Annotated in this window: 21 protein-coding genes and 1 tRNA gene; 19 read left to right on the forward strand and 3 right to left on the reverse strand. The window is 69.3% G+C overall.

What is annotated here, in order from left to right:
- Positions 1-11: 11 nt before the first annotated feature.
- The 12 genes from ACFHNC_RS20310 (at position 12) to ACFHNC_RS20365 (ending at position 13,218) form a co-directional block, all read left to right on the forward strand.
- Entirely contained in the window at positions 12-179 is a 168-nt protein-coding gene (locus tag ACFHNC_RS20310; RefSeq protein ID WP_437171067.1) for a cbb3-type cytochrome oxidase subunit 3, read from the forward strand.
- Positions 180-192: 13 nt separating this feature from the next.
- Positions 193-1,065 (forward strand): cytochrome-c oxidase, cbb3-type subunit III, encoded by an 873-nt coding sequence (gene ccoP / locus ACFHNC_RS20315; RefSeq protein WP_437171068.1) that lies wholly within the window; start codon positions 193-195, stop codon positions 1,063-1,065.
- Positions 1,066-1,090: 25 nt separating this feature from the next.
- On the forward strand, positions 1,091-2,593 hold the full coding sequence (ccoG, locus tag ACFHNC_RS20320) for a cytochrome c oxidase accessory protein CcoG (protein WP_437171069.1): 1,503 nt from the start codon (positions 1,091-1,093) through the stop codon (positions 2,591-2,593).
- Entirely contained in the window at positions 2,590-3,066 is a 477-nt protein-coding gene (locus ACFHNC_RS20325) for a FixH family protein (protein WP_437171070.1), read from the forward strand. The genes ccoG and ACFHNC_RS20325 overlap by 4 nt, the downstream gene beginning before the upstream one ends.
- Positions 3,063-5,426, forward strand: a complete 2,364-nt coding sequence (locus tag ACFHNC_RS20330) for a heavy metal translocating P-type ATPase (RefSeq protein ID WP_437171071.1) — start codon at positions 3,063-3,065, stop codon at positions 5,424-5,426. Before ACFHNC_RS20325 ends, ACFHNC_RS20330 begins: the two co-directional genes overlap by 4 nt.
- Positions 5,426-5,587 carry a cbb3-type cytochrome oxidase assembly protein CcoS gene (gene ccoS / locus ACFHNC_RS20335; protein WP_437171072.1) on the forward strand — a complete coding sequence of 54 codons (162 nt, stop codon included), beginning with the start codon at positions 5,426-5,428 and terminating at the stop codon, positions 5,585-5,587. Before ACFHNC_RS20330 ends, ccoS begins: the two co-directional genes overlap by 1 nt.
- On the forward strand, positions 5,584-5,760 hold the full coding sequence (locus ACFHNC_RS20340; protein ID WP_437171073.1) for a hypothetical protein: 177 nt from the start codon (positions 5,584-5,586) through the stop codon (positions 5,758-5,760). The genes ccoS and ACFHNC_RS20340 overlap by 4 nt, the downstream gene beginning before the upstream one ends.
- 262 nt (positions 5,761-6,022) lie before the next feature.
- Entirely contained in the window at positions 6,023-9,457 is a 3,435-nt protein-coding gene (locus ACFHNC_RS20345; protein ID WP_437171074.1) for an indolepyruvate ferredoxin oxidoreductase family protein, read from the forward strand.
- Positions 9,444-10,601 (forward strand): acyl-CoA dehydrogenase family protein, encoded by a 1,158-nt coding sequence (locus tag ACFHNC_RS20350; RefSeq protein WP_437171075.1) that lies wholly within the window; start codon positions 9,444-9,446, stop codon positions 10,599-10,601. The genes ACFHNC_RS20345 and ACFHNC_RS20350 overlap by 14 nt, the downstream gene beginning before the upstream one ends.
- Before the next feature lie 56 nt (positions 10,602-10,657).
- A complete protein-coding gene (locus ACFHNC_RS20355) occupies positions 10,658-11,008 on the forward strand; it encodes a hypothetical protein (protein ID WP_437171076.1) in 351 nt (116 codons plus the stop codon).
- 85 nt (positions 11,009-11,093) lie between these two features.
- On the forward strand, positions 11,094-12,494 hold the full coding sequence (locus ACFHNC_RS20360; RefSeq protein ID WP_437171077.1) for a M20/M25/M40 family metallo-hydrolase: 1,401 nt from the start codon (positions 11,094-11,096) through the stop codon (positions 12,492-12,494).
- Between the two features lie 121 nt (positions 12,495-12,615).
- On the forward strand, positions 12,616-13,218 hold the full coding sequence (locus ACFHNC_RS20365; RefSeq protein WP_437171078.1) for an EF-hand domain-containing protein: 603 nt from the start codon (positions 12,616-12,618) through the stop codon (positions 13,216-13,218).
- Between the two features lie 74 nt (positions 13,219-13,292).
- Here the strand turns inward: ACFHNC_RS20365 and ACFHNC_RS20370 are convergent.
- A tRNA-Val gene (locus tag ACFHNC_RS20370) sits at positions 13,293-13,367 on the reverse strand.
- A gap of 93 nt (positions 13,368-13,460) precedes the next feature.
- Here ACFHNC_RS20370 and ACFHNC_RS20375 point away from each other — a divergent pair.
- Positions 13,461-14,261 (forward strand): DUF3108 domain-containing protein, encoded by an 801-nt coding sequence (locus tag ACFHNC_RS20375; protein WP_437171079.1) that lies wholly within the window; start codon positions 13,461-13,463, stop codon positions 14,259-14,261.
- On the opposite strand, the gene ACFHNC_RS20380 is transcribed toward ACFHNC_RS20375, so the two are convergent.
- Positions 14,235-14,885, reverse strand: coding sequence for an HAD-IA family hydrolase (locus tag ACFHNC_RS20380; RefSeq protein WP_437171080.1), 651 nt, complete (start codon positions 14,883-14,885; stop codon positions 14,235-14,237). The genes ACFHNC_RS20375 and ACFHNC_RS20380 overlap by 27 nt on opposite strands.
- A 113-nt stretch (positions 14,886-14,998) precedes the next feature.
- Here ACFHNC_RS20380 and glmU point away from each other — a divergent pair, with 113 nt between their 5' ends.
- The 6 genes from glmU (at position 14,999) to ACFHNC_RS20410 (ending at position 23,710) form a co-directional block, all read left to right on the forward strand.
- Complete coding sequence (glmU, locus tag ACFHNC_RS20385; protein ID WP_437171081.1) at positions 14,999-16,309, forward strand: bifunctional UDP-N-acetylglucosamine diphosphorylase/glucosamine-1-phosphate N-acetyltransferase GlmU; 1,311 nt, start codon at positions 14,999-15,001, stop codon at positions 16,307-16,309.
- The gene (glmS, locus tag ACFHNC_RS20390; protein ID WP_437171082.1) at positions 16,309-18,132 is read left to right on the forward strand and encodes a glutamine--fructose-6-phosphate transaminase (isomerizing); all 1,824 of its coding nucleotides are present in this window, start codon (positions 16,309-16,311) and stop codon (positions 18,130-18,132) included. Before glmU ends, glmS begins: the two co-directional genes overlap by 1 nt.
- Before the next feature lie 71 nt (positions 18,133-18,203).
- A complete protein-coding gene (gabD, locus tag ACFHNC_RS20395) occupies positions 18,204-19,682 on the forward strand; it encodes an NADP-dependent succinate-semialdehyde dehydrogenase (RefSeq protein ID WP_437171083.1) in 1,479 nt (492 codons plus the stop codon).
- A 5-nt stretch (positions 19,683-19,687) separates the two neighbouring features.
- A complete protein-coding gene (gorA, locus tag ACFHNC_RS20400; protein WP_437171084.1) occupies positions 19,688-21,076 on the forward strand; it encodes a glutathione-disulfide reductase in 1,389 nt (462 codons plus the stop codon).
- Between the two features lie 73 nt (positions 21,077-21,149).
- A complete protein-coding gene (locus ACFHNC_RS20405) occupies positions 21,150-22,532 on the forward strand; it encodes a class II 3-deoxy-7-phosphoheptulonate synthase (RefSeq protein WP_437171085.1) in 1,383 nt (460 codons plus the stop codon).
- A gap of 5 nt (positions 22,533-22,537) precedes the next feature.
- A complete protein-coding gene (locus tag ACFHNC_RS20410) occupies positions 22,538-23,710 on the forward strand; it encodes a nicotinate phosphoribosyltransferase (RefSeq protein WP_437171086.1) in 1,173 nt (390 codons plus the stop codon).
- Here ACFHNC_RS20410 and ACFHNC_RS20415 read toward each other — a convergent pair.
- Positions 23,707-24,741: a 2OG-Fe(II) oxygenase gene (locus ACFHNC_RS20415; protein ID WP_437171087.1), complete on the reverse strand. Its 1,035-nt coding sequence runs from the start codon at positions 24,739-24,741 to the stop codon at positions 23,707-23,709. The two genes, ACFHNC_RS20410 and ACFHNC_RS20415, sit on opposite strands and share 4 nt — an antisense overlap.
- Between the last annotated feature and the right edge of the window lie 36 nt (positions 24,742-24,777).

Raw genomic sequence — 24,777 nt, forward strand, 5'->3', positions numbered from 1 at the left:
GAGGCACGGTCGTGGATCTCGTCGCCCTACAGCCGCTTTTTTCCACCCTCTGGGTGGTCTGGTTCTTCGTCCTCTTCATCGGAATCCTGCTGCGCACGCTGGCGCCTTCGCGGAAGCGAGAGCTTGAACAGGACGCGCACATCCCGTTCCGTGAAGACACTTCCGACCGCCGTCGCTGAGGAGTCCCGTCGCATGCCTACCAAGATCGAGAAGGACAGCCTCACCGGCACGGAGACCACCGGCCATGAGTGGGACGGTATTCGGGAGCTGAACACGCCGCTGCCGAAATGGTGGCTCTACACCTTCTATGCCTGCATTGCCTTCGCGGCGGTCTATGTCGTCGTCTATCCGGCCTTTCCCTTCCAGGGTGCAACCGGCCTGACCGGCTGGATCGCACGGGAGGCGGTGGTGGATGATGTCCGCAACGCGCAGGCGCGGATGGAGCCGATGATGGCGCGCATCCGTGAGGCAACGCCGCAGCAGATCGCCGAGGATCCGGAACTGCGCGGCTTCGCCATCGCCGGCGGCCGCATCGCCTTCGCCAACAATTGCGCCGGGTGCCACGGCGCGGCGGGCCAGGGCGCGGTCGGCGGCTTCCCGTCACTGGCCGATGACGACTGGATCTGGGGCGGCAACCATGACGCCATCCGGACCACGATTGCCCATGGTGTCCGGGCCGGCGAAAGCGATGAGGAGCGCGTCAGCATGATGCCGCGCTTCCTGGCCGATGGCGTGCTGGCGCTGCCGCAGGTGAATGACACGGCGGAGTTCGTCCTGTCCCTGACCGGTGCCACCACCGATGCCGCCGCGACCGGACGCGGGGCGGAGTTGTATGCCGAGAACTGCGCCGCCTGCCACGGCGAACGTGGCGAAGGGAATCGCGATGTCGGTGCACCGCGCCTGTCTGACCGCATCTGGCTCTACGGCGGCGATAAGGCCTCAATCGTGCATAGCATCGCCTACAGCCGTGCAGGCGTGATGCCGGCCTGGGGCCCTCGCCTCGATCCGGCCATCGTCAACATGCTGACCGTTTACGTCCACGCGCTGGGCGGCGGCGAGAACTGAAGGGGATGGGCCCGAGGGCCGCACCATGAGCACCATCCAGCCAAAAGACCGTCTGCGTCCCACGGGCGCGCCGCCGCCCGCCGCGCAGCCGCTCTACGCCGATCACCAGAAGGTCTACCCGAAAGCGGTGGCCGGGCCGGTGCGGCGGGCGAAGTGGGTGGTGCTCGCGCTGTGCCTCGCGGCCTACTACATCGTGCCGTGGCTGCGCTGGGACCGCGGCCCGGGTGCCGCGGACCAGGCGGTGCTGGTCGATATCGCCAATGGTCGCCTGTTCTTCTTCTTCATCGAGATCTGGCCGCAGGAGGTCTATTTCCTCACCGGCCTGCTGGTGCTCGCGTCGATCGGGCTGTTCGTCGCGACCAGCCTGTTCGGCCGGGTCTGGTGCGGCTTCGCCTGCCCGCAAACGGTCTGGACCGACCTGTTCATGTGGGTCGAACGCAAGATCCAGGGCGATCGCAACGAGCGGATGCGGCTGGACAAGGCGCCGTGGTCGCTGGCGAAAATCCGCAAGAAGCTGCTGACGCATGCGGCCTGGCTGTTCATCGCGGCCGCCACCGGCGGCGCCTGGATCATGTATTTCAACGACGCACCGACCGTGACGTGGGAGGTGCTGACCGGCCGCGCCTCGCTGGAGGTGTACTTCTTCTTCGCCCTGTTCTCCGGCACCACCTATCTGCTCGCCGGCTGGGCGCGGGAACAGGTCTGCACCTATATGTGCCCCTGGCCGCGCTTTCAGGCCGCGATGCTGGATGAGAATTCGCTGGTCGTGACCTATCGCGACTGGCGCGGCGAACCGCGCGGAAAGTCGAAGGAAGAAGGCGTCGGCGACTGCGTGGATTGCCGTGCCTGCGTCAATGTCTGCCCCACCGGCATCGACATCCGCGATGGGCAGCAGCTGGAATGCATCGGCTGCGGCCTCTGCATCGATGCCTGCGACGACATCATGACGCGGCTTGATCGGCCCAAGGGCCTGGTCGCGTTTGAGACACTGGCGAATCTCTCGGCTTCGGCCGCGGCCGCCCAGCCCATCCCGCCCGGCCCGCCACGCATGGCCAGCGGCATGGCGGCGCGGCGTGTGCCGCGCTTCATCCGTCCCCGCACCATCCTCTACGCCGCGCTGCTCGGCGCCGTGGCCGCGTTGATGCTTGGCGCCTTCCTGCTGCGGGAGACGGTGACGCTCTCCGTGCTGCGAGACCGCGCCCCGTTGTTCGTGACGCTGTCCGATGGCTCCATCCGCAACGCGTACACGCTCAAGATCGCCAACAAGGGCCGCGAGGTCACGACGCTGGTGCTGGAGATCGTGGCGCCGCAGGATCTGCGGATGCTGGTGCAGGAAGGCCAGCCAATGGATGGCAACCGCTTCGCGGTGACCACGCGGCCGGATGGCATCACGCAGTGGCGCGTCCTAGTGACCCGCCCCGATGGGGCTGCGCCCCGCGAAACGATGGACGTCACCTTCCGGCTGCATGACGCAGAGGGCCGCGTTGCCGCCTCAGCAAACAGCGTCTTCCTGGGACCGAAGCCATGAATGACTCGATGCCTTTCGACCCGCGCCGCAGCCGCTGGATTCCCTGGGTCTTCGTCGGTGGTATGCTGCTGGTTGTCGTTGTGAATGGCGGGCTGATCTACGCCGCGCTGTCCTCCTTCACAGGCCTGACCACAGGCAAGGCCTTCGACCGCGGACGCACCTACAACCAGGTGATCCAGGAAGCGGCGCGGCAGGAAGCGCTGGGCTGGCAGGCGCGCGTGACGTTCCAGGCCGGCGCGGTCTCCGTCGCGGTTGTGGACCGCCAAGGTCAGCCTGTCGCCGGCGTGCTGGAGGGCCATCTGCAGCGGCCGCTGGATGGCACGCAGGTGCCGCTCGCCTTCCGGCAGGGTGGCGCGGGCCGCTTCGTGGCCCCGGCGGAGCCACCCCTTCCCGGCCAGTGGGAAGCGCGGCTGGTGCTGCGCGGTGCCGGTGGGAGTGTCCTTGAAATCCGCCAGCGACTGATCGTGTCGTGACCATCGAGCCGGCGCAGAAGAACCGGTTCCTGCCCGAGCAGGCCAATCTATCCCGTGGCCACTGCGCCCATTGCGGCACGGCGCTGGCACCGGGGCTGGGTGCCTTCTGCTGCACCGGTTGCAGCGGTGCCCATGCGCTGGTGCGTGGGCTGGGTCTGGATGCCTTCTACCGTCGGCAGGAAACTGCCGCCGGCACCCTGCGGCCGCCCGAGGCGCCGCCCAGCTTCGACGCCGCCACTCTTGCGACCGCGGAGGCGGATGGCACGCACCGGCTGGAGTTGATGGTCAGCGGGCTGACCTGCGGCGCCTGCGTCTGGCTGGTCGAACAGGCCCTGGCGGCGGAGCCGGATGTGCTGCGTGCCCGCGCCAGTCTCTCCGCGCGCCGATTGGCCATCACCTGGCGGGGCGGCGCGGATCGCGCGCGCGACCTGGCCGCGCTGGTGGCCCGGCTCGGCTTCCGCGTCGCCCCCTGGTCCCCCGCCTGCCTGCGCGCCACGGAGGATGCCGAGGGCCAGGCACTGCTGCGGGCGCTGGGCATCGCCGCCTTCGGCTCGATGAATGTGATGCTGGTTTCGGTCGCCGTCTGGGTCGGCGGCGACATGGGTGAGCACACGCGCGCGCTGATGCATTGGCTCGCCGCGCTGATCGGCCTGCCCACCGTGCTGGTCGGCGGCATGCCCTTCTACAAATCGGCCTGGCGGGCGCTGCATGCAGGCCGGGCGAATATGGACCTGGCCGTGTCGCTCGGCGTCATCGCCACCACGGTGATGAGCCTGAGCGAGGTGTTTCGCAACGGCCCCTATACCTGGTTCGACAGCGCCACCATGCTGCTGACCCTGTTGCTGGCCGGCCGGGTGCTGGATCGCGGCATGCGGCGGCGGGCGCGGCAGGCGGTGGCGGAACTGCTGGCGTTGCAGGATGGCTCGGTCGCCTTGATCTGCGCCGATGGCACGACCCGCGCCGTGCCGGCCGAGAGCATTCGCGCCGGCGACATGGTGCTGATCGCCTCGGGCGATCGGCTGCGGCTGGATGGCGTGGCGGCGGAGGAGGTGGTGCTCGACCTCGGCGCAACCACGGGCGAATCGGTGCCGCGGCAGGTGCCGGCCGGCGAGGCGCTGGCGGCCGGTTCTGTGAATATGGGACCGGGCTTCCAGATGCGGGTGGCCGCGGCGGTGCGCGACGGGTCCCTGGCCGCGCTGGGCCGCCTGCTGGAACGGGCGGAGCAGGGGCGTGGGCGCTTCGTCTCCATCGCCGACCGTGCAGCGCGCTACTATGTACCGGTCGTGCATGTGGTTGCCGCGGCGACCTTCCTTGGCTGGTGGTTCGGCGTCGGCGTCACGTGGCAGGAGGCGTTGGTGCCTGCCGTGGCCGCGCTGATCGTGACCTGCCCCTGCGGCCTGGCAATCGCGGTGCCCGCCGTGCAGGTGGCCGCCGTTGGCGCGCTGTTCCGCCGCGGTGTTCTGGTGGCATCCCCCACGGCGCTCGAGCGGCTGGCAAGCGCCGACCACGCTGTTCTCGACAAGACCGGCACGCTGTCCGAGGGTCATCCGGAGTTGTTGCCGGACGCGGCCAGGGCGCCCGAGACCCTGCGGCTGGCGACTTCCCTGGCGCGAGCCAGTCGGCACCCGCTGTCCCAGGCGCTGGTCCGCGCCTGCCCGGAGGCGCCGGCGCTGGATGCGGTCATCGAGGTGCGGGGCTTTGGCCTGCAGCGCGGCGACCTGCTGCTCGGCAGCGCCGCCTTCTGCGGCGTGGCGGAGGCGCCCGATTCCGGCATGAGCCTGTATCTTCGCCAGCCCGGCGAAGCCCCGATCCTCTTCCGCTTCAGTGACCGTCTGCGCGCGGATGCGGCGGAGGTTGTCGCGGCATTGCAGGCCCAGGGGCTGGAGACGGAATTGCTGTCCGGCGACGCCCTGGCAGCGGTGGAGGAAGCGGCCGTCGCAACCGGCATCGGCCCCTGGCAGGCGCGGGCGACGCCGGCGGACAAGGCCGCGCGGATCGGTGCGCTGCGGGCGGCGGGGGCCCGGCCGCTGATGATCGGCGACGGCATCAATGATGCGGCCGCGCTCGCCATGGCGCATGTCTCGGCAAGCCCGGCCAACGGCACCGACATCGCCCAGGCGGCGTCGGACATCGTGCTACGGGGCAATGGCCTGGCGGCGCTGCCATACGCTATTGCGGTGGCACGGCGGGCGCAGAGGCTGGCGCTGCAGAACATCAGCTTCAGCCTGATCTACAATGTGGTCGCGGTTCCGGCCGCGGTGCTGGGTTTCGTCACGCCGCTGATCGCGGCGCTGGTGATGGCCAGCAGTTCCATCATCGTGATCCTGAACGCTCTGCGTGCCGGGAAGGAGATGGCCTGATGAATGCCCTTGTTGTGCTGGTTCCGATGGCGCTGTTCCTCGGGCTTCTGGGCCTGGCGCTGTTCCTCTGGACCCTGCGATCGCGCCAGTACGAAGATCTCGATGGCGCCGCATCCCGCATCCTGTTCGACGACCTGCCTAAGAAGGATTTGCCGAAATGATCTACTTCACGGCCCTCTCCGCCATCATCGCCCTCATCGGCCTCGTCGCGGCGGCGGCGGCGCAGGAGACGAGCCTGTTCCTGTTCGGGCTGGCGCTGTTCGCCTTCGGGGTGCTGTTCGCCCTGCTTCAGGTGAAGCACCATTTCGATGCGCAGGATGCGGCGCGGCACTGAGCGCGGTTTGTACCGGCGCCGGTGACGCTTCCTGCTTCAGAGGCGGCGCAGGCGGTCGCGCAGCAGGCGTTCACGGCCCTGCGTGCCGCCGACTGCCGGCTTGATCAGGTCGTCGTCGTCGCCCCTCGCCCGCTTGCCGGGCACCTCAGGCGGGCCAGGTGCCGCCTGGTCGGGATGATGGGCGCAGCAGAATTCGGAAACGCTCCCTTGTGCAACCGGGCCATACTTTCCAAGGTCTGGAACTTGCTGCGGGAGAGTTTGCATGGGCAGCCTGAAGCGCCCGGACGCCAGCCTGGAAGATCGTTGGAACCTGGCTGGGGAGCCGGTGGTGCTAACCGGCATCCAGGCGCTGGTCCGCCTGCCGCTGCTGCGGCGGCAGATGGATCAGGCACTCGGCTGGAATACCGCCGGCTACATCAGCGGCTACCGCGGCTCGCCACTCGGTGGCTATGACCTGGAGCTGGCCCGGCAGGCGGCCCGGCTGAAGGACTCGCACATCGTCTTTCAGCCCGGGTTGAACGAGGACCTGGCGGCGACCGCCATCTGGGGAACGCAGCAGCTCGGCCTCTCGCCCGGCGCCCGCTATGATGGGGTGTTCGGAATCTGGTACGGCAAGGGGCCGGGGCTGGATCGCAGCGGGGATGCGCTGCGCCATGCGAATTCGGCCGGCACGGCCGCGCTGGGCGGCGTGCTGGCGCTGTCCGGCGACGATCCTTCCGCGAAATCCTCCACCGTTACCTCGGGCTGCGAGTTCAGCTTCCAGGACCTTGAGATCCCGCTGCTCGACCCAGGCGAGGTGGCGGAGGTGCTGGAGTTCGGGCTGAAGGGCATCGCGCTGTCCCGCTTCGCCGGCACCTGGACCGGGCTGAAATGCGTGGCCGAGACCATGGATGCCAGCCAGACGCTTCGCATCGATGTGGCGCGCTACGCGACGCAACTGCCCGATGACGTGGTGCTGCCGCCGGATGGCCTGTCGATCCGCCTGCCGGATGCTGCCTTGGCGCAGGAAAGACGCCTGCGGCAGTACAAGCTGCCCGCCGTGCTGGCCTTCGCACGCGCCAATGGCTTCGACCGCATCGTGATGGACAGCCCGCAGGCGCGGCTGGGCATTGCGGTGCGCGGCAAGGCTTTCGCAACGCTGCGCCAGGTGCTCGCCGAATGCGGCATCACGCCGGAGATGGCCCGGTGGCACGGGCTGCGGGTGTGGAAAGTGGGCCTGGCCTGGCCGCTGGATGCGCTGGGCGCTCGCGCTTTCGCCCATGGGCTCGAAGAAATCCTGGTGGTCGAGGATCGCCGCGCCTTCCTGGAGACCCAGCTGCGCGATGCACTGTATGGCACGGCGCGGCCGCCCCGTATCCTCGGCAAGCGGGATGCCGCCGGCGCGCCGCTGCTTCCGGATGTGGCGGAGCTGGATGCCGCGCAGATTCTGCGCGCCCTGGCGCCGCTGCTGCCGGAAGCGTTGCGGAGTGAGGCGCTGTCTGCCCGGCTGCGGGAATTGCAGGAACTGGACAGCCTTGCGGCGGAACCGCTGGCCGCGCGCGACCCCTTTTTCTGCCCCGGTTGCCCGCACAACACCTCCACCCGAATCCCGGAAGGATCGCGCGCGCTGGCCGGCATCGGCTGCCACTGGCTGGTGACAAAGATGCCGGAGCGGGACAGCCTGCCCTTCACGCAGATGGGCGGGGAGGGGGCGGGCTGGCTGGGCCAGATGGCCTTCACCGATACGCCGCACATCTTCGCCAATATCGGCGACGGCACCTGGGCGCATTCCGGCAGCCTGGCGCTGCGCGCGGCGGTGGCGGCCCGGGCCAACATCACCTTCAAGGTGCTGGTCAATTCGGCCGTTGCCATGACCGGTGGGCAGCATGTCGAGGGTGAGTTCACCGTGCCGCGCATTGCCGCCCAGCTCCGTGCAGAGGGTGTGGAGCGGATCGAGATCGTGGCCGACGACCCGGACCGGCATCGTGGCGACCCGATGCTGCCCGGCGGAGTGGGCTTCCACCACCGCAGCGCGCTGGACCAGGTGCAGCGCAGCCTGCGCGAACATCCAGGCGTCACCGGCCTGATCTACGACCAGGAATGCGCCACCGAACGCCGCCGCAAGCGCAAGCGCGGTACGGCGGCGCGGGCCGAACGGCGCGCCATGATCAATCCGCGAATCTGCGAGGATTGCGGCGAATGCTCCCGCGTCTCGAACTGCATCGCGGTGGAGCCGCTGGCCACGCCCTGGGGCCGGAAGCGCCGCATCGACCAATCCGCCTGCAACCAGGACCTGTCCTGCGTCGAGGCCTTCTGCCCCTCCTTCGTCACCCTGGTCGGCGCGGAGCCGGCGCAACCCAGGCCGGTGGCGGTGCCGGGCGCCGAACTTCCGGATCCCACCCCGCCGGCACTGGTCGATGGCACTGCCTGGAACATCATGGTGGCCGGCGTTGGCGGGCAGGGCGTGACGGCGGTGGGCGCCATCCTGGCGATGGCGGCGCATCTGGATGGCCGCCCCTCCCGCTCCGTCGATACGCTGGGATTTGCGCAGAAGGGGGGCGGCGTCTTCGTACAGCTCCGCATCGGCGCCGCGGGCACGGATGAGTCGAGCATTCCCGCGCCGCGAATCGGTGCCGGCCAGGTGGATCTGCTGCTAGCCTCGGACATGGTGGTGGCGCATGGGCGCGGCGCGCGGCCGATGCTGGGGCCGGGCCGGACTGCGGCGGTGGTGAATGCGGAGATGTCACCCACGGCGCTGTTCGTGCGGGACCCTTCGACGCAGTATGCGCCGGAGGCGATGCTGGCCAACCTCGCGGCCGTCTGCCGCGACCTGGTCGCGGTGCCCGCGGCCACCGAGGTGGTGGCGGCGCTGGGCGATGCGATCTTCCTCAACATCTGGCTGATGGGGCTGGCCTTTCAGCGCGGCCTGCTGCCGATCAGTGCGGAGGCGCTGCGCCAGGCGATCACGCTGAATGGCGCGCAGGTGGAGCGCAATCTGGCCGCCTTCGCGCTCGGCCGGCAGGCGGCCCTGGCGGATCGGCGTGCACAGCCGGCGCAGGCGGAAAGCCTGGATGCACTAATCGCCCGCTGCGTGGACGACCTCACCGGCTACCAGAATGCCCGCTACGCCCGGCGCTACGTGGATTTCGTGGCGGTGGTGCGGAAGGCGGAGCAGGCGGCGCTGCCGGGGGCGCAGCGCTTGGCCGCCGCCGTGGCCGTGCAGCTGCACCGGCTGATGGCGTTCAAGGACGAATACGAGGTCGCGCGCCTGCACAGCCTGCCGGAATGGCGCGCCAGCCTGGCCGCCAGCTTCGCCGGCGCGCCACGCATCGAGCTGAACCTGGCGCCACCGTTGCTGTCACCGATGGACCCCGCGACGAAGCTGCCGCGCAAGCGCCGCTTCGGGCCCTGGATGCTGCGGGCCATGGGGCTGCTGCGGCATGGCAAGGCGCTGCGCTTCACGCCACTCGATCCCTTCGGCCGCACCGAGGAGCGGCGCATGGAGCGTGCCTTGGTTGAAGAATACCGCGGGACGATCGAGGCGCTGCTGCCGCGCCTCGGTGCCGGCAATCACGCCGCGATCTGCGAATGGGCGGAAGCCGCCGCCGGCATCAAGGGGTTCGGTCCGATCAAGGCGCGAAACCTGGCGACCGTGCGGCAGCGCTGGCAGGAGATCACGGCGCGCCTGTCATCGGGGGGACCGGATGCTGTCCCCTGACGCTGCCAAGTTCGAACTGCCCGAGGCGACGCGCGCGTTGCGCGAAACCGCGCTGGCCTTCGCGCGCGAACGCCTGGCGCCGCAGGCGCTCGATTGGGATGCGCGCCGGCATTTTCCGGTCGATGTCCTGCGTGAAGCCGCCGGCCTCGGCATGGCGGCGCTTTATGTGCGGGAGGAAAGCGGCGGCGCCGGCCTCACGCGGCTCGATGCCGCCGTAGTGTTCGAAGCGCTCGCGACCGGTTGCCCGACGATCTCCGCCTTCCTGTCCATCCACAACATGGTCGCCTGGATGGTGGACCGCTACGGCACGCCCTCGCAGCGCGCGGCGTGGCTGCCGCGGCTGATCCCGATGGAGGCGATCGCCAGCTATTGCCTGACCGAGCCCGGGGCCGGCAGCGATGCTGCCGCACTGACAACCCGCGCGACGCGCGACAATGCGGGCTACGTGCTGGATGGGGTCAAGCAGTTCATCAGTGGCGCCGGTGTGTCCGACCTGTATCTGACCATGGTCCGAACTGGTGGGCCGGGGGCTGCGGGCATTTCCGCCTTGCTGGTGCCGCGTGAGACACCCGGCCTCGGCTTCGGCCCGAATGAGCGGAAAATGGGCTGGAATGCGCAGCCGACCCGGCAGGTGATCTTCGAGGCGGCGCAGGTCCCGGCGGAGGCGCTGCTCGGGGCGGAGGGTGAGGGCTTCCGCATCGCGATGAGCGGCCTGGATGGCGGGCGGCTCAACATCGGCGCCTGCAGCCTCGGCGGCGCCCAGGCGGCGCTGGAGACCGCCATCGCCCATGTCAAAGACCGCCGGGCCTTCTGCAGTGCGGTGGCGGATTTCCAGGCCACCCGGTTCCGTCTGGCGGATATGGCGACGGAGCTGGAGGCGGCGCGAACCCTGCTGTGGCGGGCCTGCGCCAAGCTCGATTCCGGCGCGCCGGACGCCACCGCCTTCTGCGCCATGGCCAAGCGCTTCGCCACCGATACCGGATCCCACGTGGCAGATGAGGCGCTGCAGCTTCTCGGCGGCTATGGCTACCTGGCGGACTATGGGATCGAGAAGATCGTGCGCGACCTGCGCGTGCACCGAATCCTGGAGGGGACCAACGAGATCATGCGCGTAATCATCGCGCGGCAGTTGCTCGGGCGCTGAGGATGCACCCCAGAATGGGGGCGACGACGCCACCGCCGGCGGGATAGAGTGCCGCCATGCGACGCGCCACCCCGATATTCCTTCTCGCCTGTCTGCACGCCCTGCTTCTGCCCGCCGCTGCGGTCCAGGCGCAGACTTTGCAGAGCCTGGTCGTGGGCGCGGATGTGACCGTGGCCATCCCCCCGCGTGGTGCGGCGGCGTTACCGCCCCAGCCTCGGCCAGCTGCCGCGCCGGCGGCGGTTCCATTGCCGGTTGCCGACACCGGCTTCACCGCTGGTGGTGGGGCGGGCTTTGGGTTGGCGGCCGGTCCCTTGCCCCTGCTGCTGCCTCTCGCGGCCGCCTTGGCGTTGGGCGGCGGGCTGCCCGGCTCGGGTGGCTCCGGCAGCGCACCGGCCACGACGCGGTAGAGCAAGGCTCGCCGGGCCGCGGTTGGACAGGCCTGGACGGCTGCGCCATCTTCCCCCGAATAGTGAACGGGGGATCGTTGACAGTATGAGCACGCGTGAGGGCGCCGTAGGGCGCGCCATGGCATTTTTCGACGATGGGGGTTTTGAGCAACTGCTCTCCGACCTCGTCGCGATCCCCTCGACCTCGCAGGAGGAAGCAGGCGCGCCGGCTCTGGCCATTTATCTGGGCGAGGCGATGCAGCCCTGGCTGGAGCGGCTGGGCTTCGAGGTTACCATCTCGCCCAACCCGCTGCCTGGCTTCGGCCCAATCCTCAGCGCCACCCGTATCGAGGACCCGGCACGGCCCACCGTGCTGTTGTACGGCCATGGGGACACGGTGCGCGGGCTTGAGGATCAATGGCGCGAGGGTCTCTCGCCCTGGAAGCTGACGCGGGAGGATGGCCGCTGGTACGGCCGCGGCACCGCCGACAACAAGGGCCAGCACGCGCTGAACCTGGCGGCGCTGGAGGCCGTGCTGGCGGAGCGAGGCGGCAAGCTCGGCGCCAATGTGAAGCTGGTGATCGAGACGGCGGAGGAGCGGGGTTCGAAGGGTCTGCGCGAATTCATCGCTTTGCATGCGAAGGAATTGTCCGCCGATGCGCTGATCGCCTCGGACGGTCCGCGGGTGGAGCCAGAGATGCCGACAATCGCCACCGGCACGCGTGGCACCTTCCATTTCGACTTGGTGGTGAAGCTGCGCGAGGGCGGCGTGCATTCCGGCCATTGGGGCGGCCTGACCACGGACCCGGCCATCATGCTGGCGCATGCGCTGTCCACCATCATGGACCGCGACGGCAAGATCCTGGTACGGGACTGGCTGCCACGCCACGGCGTGCCGCCGCGCGTGAAGGCCGTGCTGGAAGGCTGCCCCGTGGGCGGCGGCGACGGCGCCGCGACGATCGACCCGCATTGGGGCGAGCCGGGCCTGAGTTCGGCCGAGAAGATCTATGGCTGGAACAGCTTCATTGTCCTGGCCATGGTCTCGGGGCGGCCGGAGAATCCGGTGAACGCCGTGGCGCCGGATGCACGCGCGCACTGCCAGATCCGCTACACGGTGGATGCCGAGCCGGATCGCTTCGTTTCCGCGCTGCGCGCGCATCTCGACGCGCATCGGCTGGAGGATGTACGGATCGAGAACGCCTTCATCCGCATGCCCGCCAGCCGCACCGCGCCTGATCATCCCTGGGTCGGTTGGGCGCAATCCTCCGTCGCGCGCACCCTGAACAAGCGAGTGCAGATCATTCCGAGCAGCTCGGGTGGCCTGCCGGGCGATGTCTTCGTCGATCACCTCGGCGTGCCGCTGGTGTGGATCCCGCACAGCTACAATGGCTGCAAGCAGCATGGGCCGGATGAGCACTTGCTGATCTCGGCGGCGCGAGAGGGGATCGCGAGCTTTGCCGGCCTCTGGTGGGATCTCGGCGAGCCGGGGACACCGGCACGCGGCTGACGCTTCCGCGACAGCGCGTTACGCTTCCTCACGCGATGCAGCCCGCACCGACACGCGCCTGTTGCATGCGGGCCTCATCTTTGTCCTGCAGCCGGTGTTGGGCCGGCCAAAGGAGATGAAGATGAAGTCCATGAGGATCGCCCTGCTGGCCGGTGCCGCCCTGGCCGTGGCCGCCGTTTCGATGCCGGCCTTCGCACAACCCGGCCAGGGGCCCGGCGCCAGCCCTGGCCAGGGCGGCCGCGGCTTCGCGATGGGCGAGGCGTTCGCCCGCGCCGATGCGAACAATGATGGCCGCGTGACGCAGGAGGAAGGCTGGGCCTGGATGACGGCGCGGTTCCAGGAGGTTGATGCCGATCGCGATGGCGGCGTGACCATGGAGGAAATGCGCGCCTATGCCGAGGCCCGCATGGGTGAGCGTCGCGGCGGCGGTGGGGAGCGTCGGGCCGGGCGTGGCATGCAGCGGCACGGCGAGGGCATGTTCCGTGCCCTGGACGCGAACAGCGACGGCAAGGTGACGCTGCAGGAAATCCGCCCCTTCGCCGAGGCGATGTTCCGGGCGCGCGACGTCAACGCCGACGGTGCGCTGACTCGGGAGGAGGTTCGTCCGCGCCATCGCGGCCCGCGGCATGGCCAGCATCATCAGCGGGGTGCCGAGGAGCGTGGTCCGAGTGAGCGCGGCCCGGGTGGCCGTGGCGGTCCGCCGCCCGCCGCAACCTCGAACTGACGCAGCAAGCCGGTCGGGGGGGCTTCGGCCCCCCTGACGACAATATCGTGCAGAAGCTTTGCTGAGAGCCAGGATGGTGGGCGCGACAGGGATTGAACCTGTGACCCCCGCCGTGTGAAGGCGATGCTCTACCGCTGAGCTACGCGCCCATCCTGGGGTGCGGGGGATAAAGCGGAGGCCAGGGTGTGTCAAGCTGCGGCGAAGGTCCTTGGAATGCGCAAGGCGCGGCCGATATCCGCACCATGCGCCAAACGCCCTGGTTCCTAGCCGGCCTCCTCGCCCTCACGCTCGCGCCCCGCGCGGCGGCAGCGGAGACGGTGCGCGCCATCTACGACGTCTATGCGGCCGGCATGACGGTCTTGCAGATGGAGGCGGATTTCGAAATCACACCGGGAGGATACCGGGTCGAGACCCGGATGCGGACCCAGGGCGTCGCCGCGGCCTTCATTTCCGGCCAGCAGGTCTCGCGCGTCGTCGGCGCCTGGGACGCGGGCCGGGTGGTACCTTCCAGCTACCGGTCCGAAGGCGTCTGGCGGGGGCGGGAGCGTCTGATCGTACTGGGCTGGTCGGGGGGCGACCCGGTGGTCGAGGCCCTGGTGCCTGCCAATGATGAGGAACGCGACGTGGTTCCGGCCGAGGCGCGGCGCGGCACCATCGATGCGCTGTCGGCGATCGCGCTGCTGTCCCGCACAGTTGCCGGCAGCGGCGCCTGCGAAGGCCAGGCGCCCGTGTATGACGGCAGGCGGCGCAGCGACTTCGCTGTCTCGACCCAGGGGCGCGAGCTGATCCGCCCTTGGCGCACCGCCTGGCACGGGGAGGCGCTGCGCTGCGCCTTCGAGGGTCGGCAGGTGGCCGGCTTCATGCGGGATCAGGAACGCGACCGGGCCGCGGCACCGCAGCGCGGCACGGCGTGGATCGCGGCACCCTTTCCCGGCGCACCACCCATTCCGGTCCGCATCGAGATCCCGAGCCGCTGGTTCGGCACGGCGACCGCAGTCCTCCTGCGGGCCGAGACTTCAACCTCGGCGCAGCGTCGCCAATAGCGACTGCAACTCCTGCGGGGTGGCGACAACCGGCGCGCCCGCCGCCATGGCAATGGGGCCATAGCCCCAGCCTGCGAAAATCGGGCGTACGCCGGCGCCCCTGGCCGCTGCCATGTCGTTGTGATGGTCGCCTATCATCACGGCATCCTCTGCCCTGCCGCCAGCATCCTGCAATGTGGCGAGCAGGTGGGCAGGGTCCGGCTTGCGGGTGGGATAGGAGTCGCCACCACCGATGGCGGCGAAGCGCTCGGCCAGGCCGAGCTCCCGCAACAATGTGATCGCGGGGGAAACTGGCTTGTTGGTGCAGACGGCCAGGCGCCATCCGTCCCGGACCAGGTCGGTGACAACCTCCCGGATTCCGGGGAAGGGGGCGGTCTCCACCACCGCGTTGGCGCCGTAATCCTCGAGGAAGCTGTCCAGCGCCGGCTGGTCGAAGGGCAGGCCGCGTGCCGCCAGTGCTCGTTCCACCAGCACCTTGGCGCCATCGCCAATCATCGCCACCACCTCCGCCCGCACGAAGCCTGGCAGGCCCCGACCCGCCATCAGGCGGTCCAGGGCGGCGTGGAGATCGGGCGCGCTGTCCACCAGCGTGCCATCGAGGTCGAAGACGGCGATCGGTTGCATGGCCCCCGATAGGCCCGGATGCCCGCAGCGGCAAGACGGCGTCGTTACGCCGCGCAACGGGACGTGACCAGCGCCACCTTGCGCTAGGATGCGAGGTCGGATTACCGGACCGCATGAACATTGCCGCCGTCATCCTCGCTGCCGGGCTCGGGACCCGCATGCGGTCCCGCCTGCCCAAGGCCATGCACCCGATCGCGGCGCGTCCCATGCTGCAACACATCCTGGCCGCCGCGACGGAGGTGTTCGACCGGGCGGTGGTCGTGATTGGCCCGGAGATGCCGGAGGTGCAGCGGGCTGCGGCACCACATCCGGTGGTTGTGCAGGCGAAGCGGCTCGGCACCGGCCATGCGGCGTTGCAGGCAGCATCGCTGCTGGAGGATTTCACGGGCGATGTCGCGGTGCTCTACGCCGACAACCCGCTCATCACGCCGGAGACCCTGCGTCGCCTGGCCGCGGCACGCGATGGCGCGGGGCTGGCCCTTGTCGCCATGCGCCCAGCCGATCCCGGGCGCTATGGCCGCGTGCTGACCAATGCGGCGGGGGAGGTGGAGCGCGTGGTGGAATGGGCCGATGCGACGCCGGAGGAACGCGCCGTCGGCCTGTGCAATGCCGGCGTGATCTGCGCCCCGGCGGCCAGCCTGTTCCGCTGGCTGCGGGCGATCCGCAACGACAATGCGAAGGGCGAATACTACCTGACCGACATCGTCGCGCTGGCGCGGCAGGCGGGCGAGCGTGTGGTGGCCATCGAGGCGCCGGAGGCCGAGCTGCGCGGCATCAACAGCCGCGTCGAACTGGCCGCCGCAGAGGCCGCGGTGCAGGCGCGGCTTCGACTGGCCGCGATGGACGCTGGCGCCACGCTGGTCCAGCCCGACAGCGTGACCTTCGCCTTCGACACGCGGCTCGGCCAGGATGTCACCATCGGCCCCAATGTGGTCTTCGGCCCCGATGTGGTGGTGGAGGATGGGGTGGAGATCCGCGCCTTCAGCCATCTGGAAGGCTGCGTCGTCCGCGCCGGCGCCATCATCGGCCCCTTCGCCCGGTTGCGGCCCGGCACACGCATCGAGCCGGGCGCGCATGTCGGCAATTTCGTCGAGTTGAAGGCCACCGTGTTGGGTGAGGGCGCCAAGGCGAACCACCTGAGCTATCTGGGCGATGCTGAGATCGGCGCCGGCGCCAATATCGGCGCCGGCACCATCACCTGCAATTATGATGGCGTGAACAAGCACCGCACCGAGATCGGCGCCGGTGCCTTCATCGGATCGGACACGGCGCTGGTGGCGCCGGTGCGGGTGGGCGCGCGGGCGCTGGTCGGGGCTGGCAGCGTGATCACGGAAGACGTGCCGGACGATGCCATGGCGATCGGGCGTGGCCGCCAGGCGAACAAGGCTGGGCGTGGCTTTCGCGGAAAGGGAGTGAAGGCCTGATGTGCGGCATTGTCGGAGTCGTGGGGCGCGAGGCGGCAGCGCCGCGCCTGTTGGAGGCGCTGCGGCGCCTGGAATATCGCGGCTATGACAGCGCCGGGGTGGCAACCCTGGTCAATGGCCACATCGATCGCCGGCGCGCCGAGGGCAAGCTGATCAACCTGGCGGTGGTGCTGGAGCAGACGCCGCTATCCGGCACCACCGGCATCGGCCACACCCGCTGGGCGACGCATGGCGCGCCGGTGGAGCGCAACGCGCACCCGCACGGCACGCCGCGCGTCAGCGTGGTGCATAACGGCATCATCGAGAACCACGCCGAGCTGCGCGCCGAGCTGGAGGCGAAGGGCCAGGAATTCGAGACGGAGACGGATACCGAAACCTTCGCCCGCCTGGTGGACTGGCATCTGCAGCAGGGTGCGACGCCTGCGGAAGCGGCCGCCGTCTCGCTGAAGCGCGTGCACGGCGCCTTCGCGCTGGCCATGATGTTCGCGGGCCATCCGCGCATGTTGATTGCCGCGCGGCAGGGCGCGCCGCTGGCGATCGGCTTCGGCGAGGGCGAGATGTTCGTCGGCTCCGACGCGCTGGCGCTGGCGCCACTGACGCGCCGCATTGCTTATCTGGAGGAAGGCGACTGGGCCGTCGTCTCCGACAGCGGCGCCGTCTTCCATGATGCGTCGGATCGCGAAGTGACGCGGGAGATCCGGCTGACCGCTATTTCCGGCGCCGCGGTCGGCAAGGGCAATTTCCGGCACTTCATGGAGAAGGAGCTGCACGAACATCCGGCCGTGCTGGGTGACACGCTGCAGCAGTACCTCGACCCCACCACCCGCGCCGTCGCCTTGCCGCCGCTGCCCTTCGACCCGGCCGTGGTGCCGCGCCTGACCATGTCCGCCTGCGGCAGCGCCTTCCTGGCCGCGCAGGTCGGGCGCTACTGGATCGAGCAGCTCGCGCGCATTCCGGTCGATGCCGATGTCGCCAGCGAATTGCGCTACCGCGAGCCGCCGCTTGTGGAAGGCGGCGGAGCTATCCTGGTCTCGCAGTCCGGCGAGACGGCGGACACCATGGCGGCGCTGCGCCTGCTCCAGCAGGGCGGCCAGAAGGTGCTGGCGGTGGTCAACGTGCCGGAGAGCAGCATGGCGCGCGCGAGCGATGGCGCGCTGCTGACGGTGGCGGGGCCGGAGATCGGCGTGGCCTCGACCAAGGCCTTCACCGCGCAGCTTGCGCTGCTGGCCTGCCTCGCCATCGGCTTCGGCCGTGCCCGCGGCACGCTGGATGAGGCGACGGCGCGGCTGCTGGCCTCGACCCTGACCGAAGTGCCCGGCCACGCCGCGCAGATACTGGAGCAGGATGAGGAAATCCGCGCCATGGCGGCGGAAGTGGCCAAGGCGCGGGACGTGCTGTTTCTCGGCCGGGGCGCGCTGATGCCGATTGCCATGGAAGGCGCGCTGAAGCTGAAGGAGCTGTCCTACATCCATGCCGAAGGCTATCCGGCCGGTGAGATGAAGCATGGCCCGATCGCGCTGATCGACTCGGCCGTGCCGGTGATCGCGCTGTGCCCGAGCGGGCCGCTGTTCGAAAAAACGGCGTCCAATCTGCAGGAAGCGGCGGCGCGGGGAGGGCGGATCATGGCCTTCACGGATGCGGTGGGCGCCAAGGCGCTGCGCGGCTTCGCCGAGCGGGTGATTGAGCTGCCAACGGTGCACCCCTTCGCCGCGCCCATCCTGCACGCCATTCCGGTGCAGGTGCTGGCCTATCACGTGGCGGTGCTGAAGGGCACCGATGTGGACCAGCCGCGCAACCTGGCCAAGAGCGTGACGGTGGAGTGAGACATCCCGGCCCCTGACATCGCCCCGTCGAAGTTCTATCTTCGACGGGTACCGAGGGAAGGAAAGCCGACATGCTGGATGTCACGGCCAAGCTGCCGCTGAAGGATCCGGACCTGTTCCGCCAGGCGAATTGCGTCGGCGGCCAATGGATCCAGGCGGATAGCGGCAAGACCATCGCGGTCCGCAACCCGGCCAATGGCGAGGTGATCGGCGAAGTGCCGGCGCTCGGCGCCGCCGAGACCCGCCGCGCGATCGAGGCCGCGCAGGCCGCCTTCGCCGGCTGGCGCGCCATGCTGGCCAAGGACCGCGCCGCCATCCTGCGCAAGCTCAATGATTTGATGCTGGCCAACGCCGATGACCTCGCCGCGATCATGACTGCCGAGCAGGGCAAGCCGCTGGCCGAGGCCAAGGGCGAGATCGCCTATGCGGCCTCCTTCATCGAATGGTTCGCCGAGGAAGCCAAGCGGATCTACGGCGACACCATCCCGCAGAACGCCAAGGGCCGGCGCATCCTGGTGCTGAAGGAGCCGATCGGCGTCTTCGCAGCCATCACGCCCTGGAATTTCCCGGCCGCGATGATCACCCGCAAGGCCGGGCCGGGCTGGGCCGCGGGCTGCACCGGGGTGATTCGCCCTGCCTCCCAGACCCCGTTCAGCGCCCTGGCGCTGGCGGTGCTGGCGGAACGCGCCGGGATGCCGCCAGGCGTTTGCAACGTCATCACTGGCCCGGCCGGCGAGACGGGCGGGGAGCTGACCTCCAACCCGCTGGTCCGGAAACTATCCTTCACCGGCTCCACCGAGGTCGGCCGCAAGCTGCTGGCGCAATGCGCGCCGACCATCAAGAAGACCTCCATGGAATTGGGCGGCAATGCGCCCTTCATTGTCTTCGACGATGCGGATCTGGACGCCGCCGTGCAGGGCACCATGGCGTCCAAATACCGCAACACCGGCCAGACCTGCGTCTGCGCCAATCGCATCCTGGTGCAGGACGGGGTCTTCGACGCCTTCGCCCAGAAGCTGAAGGCGGCGGTGGAGGGTCTGAAGGTGGGCGATGGCATGGAGCCAGGCGTCACCCAGGGGCCGCTGATCAATGCCGAGGCCGTGGCGAAGGTCGAGGAACACATCGCCGACGCCACCGCCAAGGGCGCCAGCATCGTCACCGGCGGCAAGCGCCACGAGCGCGGCGGCAATTTCTTCCAGCCGACCATCCTGGCCGATGTGCCGCATGGCGCCCTGGTGTTCCGCGAGGAGACCTTCGGCCCCGTCGCCCCCCTGTTCCGCTTCAAGACGGAGGAGGAGGCGGTGGCCCTGGCCAATGACAGCGAATTCGGCCTGGCCGCCTATTTCTACTCTCGCGACATCGGCCGCATCTTTCGGGTGGCAGAGGCGATCGAGGCCGGCATCATTGGCATCAATGAGGGCATCATCTCCACCGAAGTCGCGCCCTTCGGTGGCGTGAAGCAAAGCGGCCTGGGCCGGGAAGGCTCCAAATACGGCATCGATGATTACCTTGAGATCAAGTATCTCGCCCTTGGCGGCATCGGGACCTGACGAAAATGGCCTATGATTTCGATCTCTTCGTCATCGGCGGCGGTTCCGCCGGCGTCCGCTGCGCGCGTGTTTCCGCAGCCCACGGCGCCCGCGTCGGCGTGGCGGAGGAGCGGTTCTGGGGCGGCACCTGCGTCAATGTCGGCTGCGTGCCGAAGAAGATCATGGTGAACGCCACGGAATACGGCCAATGGGCGGAAGACGGCGCCGCCTTCGGCTGGGATATCGAGATCCGGGGCCATGACTGGGCCAGGCTGGCAGCGGCGCGGGACCGCGAGGTCGCGCGGCTGTCCGGAATCTACGGCAAGCTGCTTGCAGGCAATGGCGTGACCACCTTCGACGCCCGCGCCACCCTGCTCGACGCCCACACCATCCAGGTGGGGGAGCAGAAGGTGACGGCGGAGCGCATCCTGGTCGCGACAGGCGGCACCGCGCAGCGGCTGGATATTCCGGGCGCCGAACTGGGGCTGATCTCGGACGATCTGTTTACCCTGAAGGCGCTGCCCAAGCGGGTGGTGGTTATCGGCGCGGGCTACATCGCGCTCGAATTCGCCTGCATCCTGCGCGGCCTGGGTGCGGAGGTGGATGTGATGTACCGCGCTGCCTTGCCGATGCGCGGCTTCGATGAGGATATCCGAACGGCTGTCGTGGCCGCCCTGACGGCCCAGGGCATCCGGCTGAACCCGGATGTTTCGCCCACGCGGATCACCCAGGTGGAGGAAGGCCTGCTGGTCGGCATGTCCAGCAACTTCATCCGGGAGACCGATGCGGTCTTCTTCTGCACCGGCCGCAGCCCCAACACGGCGGGCCTCGGCCTCGATGCCGCCGGCGTGGCAATGAATGCAGCGGGCGCCATCACCGTGGACGACGAACACCGCACCAGCCAGCCGAACATCTATGCGCTGGGCGACGTGATCGACCGGATCAACCTGACTCCGATGGCCACGGCCACCGGCCATGCGCTGGCGGATACGCTGTTCGGCAACAAGCCGCGCCGCGCCTCCTACGAGAATGTGGCGACCGCGGTGTTCACCAGCCCGCCGATCGCAACGGTTGGCCTGTCCGAACTTGATGCCGCCGCGCGTGGCCCGGTGGATGTCTTCGTCACCCACTTCACCCCGATGCGCCACACCATCAGCGGGCGCGAGGGCCGCAAGACCCTGATGAAGCTCATCGTCTGCCAGCGCACGGACAAGATCCTGGGCGCCCATATGCTGGGGGAGGATGCGGCGGAGATCATGCAGGGCATCGGCATCGCCGTCGGCATGGGCGCCACCAAGGCCGATTTCGACCGGACCATCGGCATCCACCCGACCGCGGCGGAGGAGTTCGTCACGCTCCGCACCCGGGCGCGGGAAGCCGGTGTCCAGCCGCCGCAGCAGGCGGCGGCGGAGTAGTCTCGACAGGCCGGAGTTTCACATCCTGGCTTCGGGCGCTAAGGTTACCGCCAGGAGTGGAGCACGGACAAAAATGATTTCGCGCGCGTGGACCCCGGATAGCTGGAGGGCAATGCCCATCCGGCAGGTTCCGGACTATCCCAACCAGGCCCTTCTTCGGGCCACCGAGGATAAGGTCCGTCGATTTCCGCCGCTGGTATTTGCAGGCGAGGCGGATCGGCTGAAGGCCCAGCTGGCTCGCGCGGGTGATGGGCACGCCTTCGTCCTCCAGGGGGGCGACTGCGCTGAAAGCTTCGCCGAATTCCACGGCAACACCATCCGGGACACCTTCCGGGTCCTGCTGCAGATGGCGGTGGTGCTGACCTTCGGCGCCGCAGTGCCGGTGGTGAAGCTCGGCCGCATGGCCGGGCAATTCGCCAAGCCGCGCAGCAGCGACAGCGAAACCATCGATGGCGTGACGCTGCCCTCCTACCGGGGCGATATCGTCAACGGTCCCGATTTCACGCCCGAGGCGCGGGTGCCCGATCCGTCGCGGATGGAGTTCGCCTATCTGCAATCGGCCGCCACGCTGAATTTGCTGCGCGCCTTCGCGACCGGCGGCTATGCCGACCTGCATGAGGTGCATCGCTGGAACCTGGATTTCGCCGCCCGCAGCCCTCTCGCCGACCGCTATGCCGGCCTGGCGCACCGGATTGACGAGACGCTGCGCTTCATGGGCGCCTGCGGCATGTCGGACCTGCCGCAGGTGCGGGAGACGGAGTTCTACACCTCCCACGAATCCCTGCTGCTGCCGTTCGAGGAGGCGCTGACCCGCCAGCCCTCTACGCATCCGGGCCGGCATTACGCCTGTTCGGCCCATTTCCTCTGGATCGGCGACCGCACCCGGCAGCCGGATGGCGCGCATGTGGAGTTCCTCCGCGGCGTCGCTAACCCGATCGGCATGAAGGTCGGCCCGACGATGGAGGCGGATGAGCTGGTCCGCCTGACCGAAATCCTGAACCCGACCAACGAGAAGGGTCGCCTCACCCTGATCTCCCGGATGGGGGCGGATAAGGTGGAGGGCAAGCTGCCTGGCCTGCTCGGCGCGGTGAAGCGCGCCGGCCGCAACGTGGTCTGGCTGTGCGATCCGATGCACGGCAACACGGTGAAGGCCGGCGCCTACAAGACGCGGCCCTTCGACCTGATCCTGTCCGAAATCCGCCGCTTCTTCGACTGCCACGCCGCGGAAGGCACCATCCCGGCTGGCGTGCATGTGGAGATGACGGGGCAGAACGTGACGGAATGCCTCGGCGGCGCGCATAGGATGTCGGAGGCCGATTTGGCCGCCAACTACGCCACCTTCTGCGACCCGCGGCTGAATGCCGAGCAGTCGCTGGAACTGGCCTTCCTGATTTCGGAGGAGCTGAAGGCACGCCGCCCGGATGTCGCGGTGCTGCCGGCCAGGGCCGCCCAGTGACCGCCATGCCGCCACCCATGTCCCCTGGCGGCCGATCGCTGCCGCCCGTGGTGGATGACATTCCGGCCTGGACCGACAGCTACTTCAACCGCACCCGCACGGTCGTCGAGAAATTCGGCGATTGCCGGGTGACCTATGCGGTGTTCCTGCGCCGCCCGGTCATCTCCGCCCCACGGCTGGCGACGACGTGGCTGGAAGCGGTGGCGGCGCGCCGGGAGACGCGCTTCGAGATTGAGCTGATGCACCGGGAAGGGGATTGGGTCGGCGCCGGCGACCCGATCTTCTACCTCTCGGGATCCTTCGCCCAATTGGCCGATCTTGAGACCATCCTGCTCCAGAAGGTCGGGCCAGCCTGTGTCGCGGCGCACAACGCCTATCAGATGTGCGTCGAACTGCCGCAGGTGCCCTTCCTGGCCATGGAGGCCCGGCACTGTGCGGGGGCCGAGATGCAGGAGATGATGGCCTATGCGGCGTCCATCGGCAGCGCCTCGGCGCAGCGGGAAGGTGCCAAGGGCTTCATCGGCAACGCTAATGACGCAACCGCCCATTGGTTCGGCGCCGCCCGCGGCCGCGGCACCATGCCGCACGCCCTGATCGGCTATGCCGGCTCCACCGTCCGCGCGGCGGAGATGTTCCACGAGACCTATCCGGGCGAAGACCTCACCGTGCTGGTGGATTATTTCGGGCGGGAGGTGACGGACAGCCTGGCCGTCTGCGCCCGCTTCCCGGAGCTCGCCGCGGCGGGGCGGATGGCGGTGCGGCTGGACACCCATGGCGGTCGCTTCCTGGAAGGGCTGGACCCTGGCGAATCCTATGCCGTGCTGGAACGCCACGCGCCGCAGGCCGTGCGGCGCTATCGCAGCGAAACGGAACTGCGCCACCTGGTTGGCACCGGCGTCTCGGCGGCGGCGATCTGGCGGATGCGGGAAGCGCTGGACGAGGCCGGCTTCCCGAAGGTCCGCATCGTTGCCTCCTCCGGCTTCGGGGTCCGCAAATGCCGGGTGATGGCGGAAGCCAAGGCGCCGATCGATGTCGTCGGCACCGGATCCTTCATCCCGGATGCCTGGTACGAAACCTACGCGACCGCCGACATCGTGGCGTATGACGGCGTGCCGCGGGTGAAGGTGGGCCGGGAATTCCTGCTGCGGAACGGAGCCAGGCGGCGCGGCCAGACTTAGCGCAGCTCGACGCCCTTCTGCCCGCGTGCGGCGGCGTCCGCCATCAGCTTGCGTTCCTGCTGGGCGCCTTCGGCATCGGTGAAGAAGGTGAAGATGGCAAAGCGCTGCCCGGCAGTGACGGGCAGCGCCTCATGCAGCAGGTCGCAGCAGAAGATGGCGCAGCCGCCGGCCGCCGGCTCGTAGGAGTCGGTCCCGAATTCCGGAAACCGCAGCGTGCCACCTTCATAGGCGCCGCTGTTCAGGTTGAGGCTCATCGCGAAGCGCCGATGCGCGGTGAAGGGGGTGCGGTTGTCGCGATGCGCGCCAAAGGCGCCGGCCGTCTCGGCGGCGTAGCAGCCGATTCGGGGGGCCTCGAAGCTCGCTGCGCGGAAGCGGAAGGCACGCCACATCTCCGGCAGCACCCGCCGTTCCAGGCGGCGCTGGAAGGCGGCGTAGAGCGCGCGGTCGGTCAGGAACACATCCGTGCGCCGCTTGATGTCGGTCACGAGGCCGGCCCCGGCGCCGGCTGCGGCGACGCGCCCCTGCTGCTTTTCGCCTTCTTCCCAATGCGTGAGCAGCGCCGCGATCATCGCCGGCTCCAGCACGCCCGGTATCAGCAGCACCGGCGCGCCGCTGCGCCGCAGGGCCGGGGCTTCCGGTTCGGGCAGGGTGGCCAGTGCCGCCTTCAGCGCCGTCTCGCCTGGCTGGGCGAAGCTGAGCCGCCCGCGCGGCGAGATCACCGCAACGCCGCCTTGCGGTAGCCCCAGGCCGAGAAACAGCTTCCGGTCGGCATCGAAAAGCCGGGTCGGCCCGTCCTTTGCTTCGTTGTCCCCGGGCCTGCCGCCGGCCACCAGGATGATTCGGGCCTGAAGCTGGCCTGCCACCGCCTCGGCCTGCTTGATCTGCGCCGGCACTGGCGGGCCGCCCAGGACCAGCACGCGGTACAGGCCCGCGATTGACTGGTGGTGCAGGTCGAACTGGGCGCCAGTAGCGTCCGGAAGCGACAGGGCCGGCAGAAGGTCGCCGGGCAGGAAGGGGTCAGGTGCTGCCATGCGGGGTCCCTCGTTCCATGGGCAATCGGCCCGCCC

The organism is Falsiroseomonas sp. E2-1-a4 (assembly GCF_051433165.1).
GTDB lineage: Bacteria > Pseudomonadota > Alphaproteobacteria > Acetobacterales > Acetobacteraceae > Falsiroseomonas.

Bases quoted from the DNA above. Each gene is read 5' to 3' on its own strand.
- ccoP (WP_437171068.1), top strand. From the start codon at position 193: ATGCCTACCAAGATCGAGAAGGACAGCCTCACCGGCACGGAGACCACC.
- ccoG (WP_437171069.1), top strand. From the start codon at position 1,091: ATGAGCACCATCCAGCCAAAAGACCGTCTGCGTCCCACGGGCGCGCCG.
- ACFHNC_RS20325 (WP_437171070.1), top strand. From the start codon at position 2,590: ATGAATGACTCGATGCCTTTCGACCCGCGCCGCAGCCGCTGGATTCCC.
- ccoS (WP_437171072.1), top strand. From the start codon at position 5,426: ATGAATGCCCTTGTTGTGCTGGTTCCGATGGCGCTGTTCCTCGGGCTT.
- ACFHNC_RS20340 (WP_437171073.1), top strand. From the start codon at position 5,584: ATGATCTACTTCACGGCCCTCTCCGCCATCATCGCCCTCATCGGCCTC.
- ACFHNC_RS20345 (WP_437171074.1), top strand. From the start codon at position 6,023: ATGGGCAGCCTGAAGCGCCCGGACGCCAGCCTGGAAGATCGTTGGAAC.
- ACFHNC_RS20350 (WP_437171075.1), top strand. From the start codon at position 9,444: ATGCTGTCCCCTGACGCTGCCAAGTTCGAACTGCCCGAGGCGACGCGC.
- ACFHNC_RS20355 (WP_437171076.1), top strand. From the start codon at position 10,658: ATGCGACGCGCCACCCCGATATTCCTTCTCGCCTGTCTGCACGCCCTG.
- ACFHNC_RS20360 (WP_437171077.1), top strand. From the start codon at position 11,094: ATGAGCACGCGTGAGGGCGCCGTAGGGCGCGCCATGGCATTTTTCGAC.
- ACFHNC_RS20365 (WP_437171078.1), top strand. From the start codon at position 12,616: ATGAAGTCCATGAGGATCGCCCTGCTGGCCGGTGCCGCCCTGGCCGTG.
- ACFHNC_RS20375 (WP_437171079.1), top strand. From the start codon at position 13,461: ATGCGCCAAACGCCCTGGTTCCTAGCCGGCCTCCTCGCCCTCACGCTC.
- ACFHNC_RS20380 (WP_437171080.1), bottom strand. From the start codon at position 14,885: ATGCAACCGATCGCCGTCTTCGACCTCGATGGCACGCTGGTGGACAGC.
- glmU (WP_437171081.1), top strand. From the start codon at position 14,999: ATGAACATTGCCGCCGTCATCCTCGCTGCCGGGCTCGGGACCCGCATG.
- glmS (WP_437171082.1), top strand. From the start codon at position 16,309: ATGTGCGGCATTGTCGGAGTCGTGGGGCGCGAGGCGGCAGCGCCGCGC.
- gabD (WP_437171083.1), top strand. From the start codon at position 18,204: ATGCTGGATGTCACGGCCAAGCTGCCGCTGAAGGATCCGGACCTGTTC.
- gorA (WP_437171084.1), top strand. From the start codon at position 19,688: ATGGCCTATGATTTCGATCTCTTCGTCATCGGCGGCGGTTCCGCCGGC.
- ACFHNC_RS20405 (WP_437171085.1), top strand. From the start codon at position 21,150: ATGATTTCGCGCGCGTGGACCCCGGATAGCTGGAGGGCAATGCCCATC.
- ACFHNC_RS20410 (WP_437171086.1), top strand. From the start codon at position 22,538: ATGCCGCCACCCATGTCCCCTGGCGGCCGATCGCTGCCGCCCGTGGTG.
- ACFHNC_RS20415 (WP_437171087.1), bottom strand. From the start codon at position 24,741: ATGGCAGCACCTGACCCCTTCCTGCCCGGCGACCTTCTGCCGGCCCTG.